Origin of the sequence: Erwinia sp. MYb416, from assembly GCF_037479575.1 — a bacterium.
In the GTDB taxonomy this organism is placed as follows: Bacteria; Pseudomonadota; Gammaproteobacteria; order Enterobacterales; family Enterobacteriaceae; genus Erwinia; species Erwinia rhapontici.
The window spans coordinates 1-533 of the sequence record NZ_JBBGYT010000275.1; the positions used below are offsets into that span (position 1 = coordinate 1).

1 protein-coding gene is annotated in these 533 nt (G+C 44.1%); it reads right to left on the bottom strand.

Annotated elements, in window-relative coordinates:
- A partial coding sequence (locus tag WH277_RS02475) for a GNAT family N-acetyltransferase (RefSeq protein WP_339504221.1) occupies window positions 1-376 on the bottom strand: 376 nt, incomplete at its 3' end.
- Between the last annotated feature and the right edge of the window lie 157 nt (window positions 377-533).

Below are 533 nucleotides of genomic sequence, written 5' to 3' on the forward strand. Positions count from 1 at the left end.
CGATAATGGCGATGAGTGTGGATATTTCATGATTTTTACTGGCTTTCTCAATCAGTAATCTGGTGACACGGCTGGCGATACCGCGCCCCCAGAATTCAGGTAATAGCATGTAACCAAGCTCGGCGGTCTGAGGTTTTTCACTAATCTGCACCAGTTTAGCGAGGCCGATAAAATTACCTTTATTAGCATCTACAATCCTGAAACAGCCTAATTCTGCATTCCGTGCATTGTCATTAAGCATCTTTTCAAAATCATGGCATGCCTCATCATAGGGAATCGCACGCTCTGTGATCATAGCCATAACTTCTACGCTACTGACAAGTCTGAAATAATCGGGAAAACACATTTCTGTGAAATCTTCAAGTAAGATATCCATTTAACGCCTCATAGAACAGATTGCAGATAATGTCACTCCCCAGCTCACGCTGGCATCAATAATGACGTCACGTTGCTCCACGCCTATGGCACCTGATGATGCCCGAATACCCGATATCACTCAACCAGACAAGACCGTAAGGTGTACACACTATTCA